Genomic DNA, 756 nt, shown 5'->3' on the forward strand with positions numbered 1-756 from the left:
CATTGTAAAATATTTTTACCAGCAAGCTTGAGTTTAAGCCTTACTAGGCCTTTCTAAGCCTTCCTACGCTTTCGCGAGGAATTCAAGCTGCTGCTTGTTTGTATCTGTTCAGAACGAGCTTCCATTTTTAAGTTTAAAGTCAAACAAACTTGACGGTTCGTTTTTCTTCTACCCAAGAACGATTGTTCATCGTTCTCGCTTCTTGTACTACTTCTGTCTTATGTAAATCTTTTCAAAGAACTCTTGTTTCTGTTCGCTTCCTGTTTCGCTCCGCATCTCTCACGTTTGCTTGAGACACCGTTGCTGTTCGAAAGCGGATGCAAAGGTATAGCTTTTTTGTAAACCACCAAAACTTTTGCAGGGAAAAGTTGAAAATTCATGCTCGTTTTAACAGTTATTTACAATTAAAACACCGTATTGTGGACGCACACATTATATTATTATAGGCGCGAGAGACTGTTTTAAGGACTGCAACCAGAGGATGCACACAACAGAAAAGCACCGCTGATCGAGGAAAACGGGGGAAGATATTGCAAGAAAAAGAGGGAGGGAGATATGGAAAGGGAGGTCTTGAACCGCAAAAGCAATGGTTTGGCAGCACAAAAGTAAAGGTTTGACACTGCGAAACATCAACAAAAGTCATCCGCGTCGGTCGTTACGAGCATCCGCGCCGACCGTTACGAGCATCTGCGTCGACCGATACGAGCATCCGCGCCGACCGTTACGAGCATCCGCGTCGGTCGATGCGGATGACAA

This window comes from Leyella stercorea DSM 18206, from assembly GCF_000235885.1.
GTDB lineage: Bacteria > Bacteroidota > Bacteroidia > Bacteroidales > Bacteroidaceae > Prevotella > Prevotella stercorea.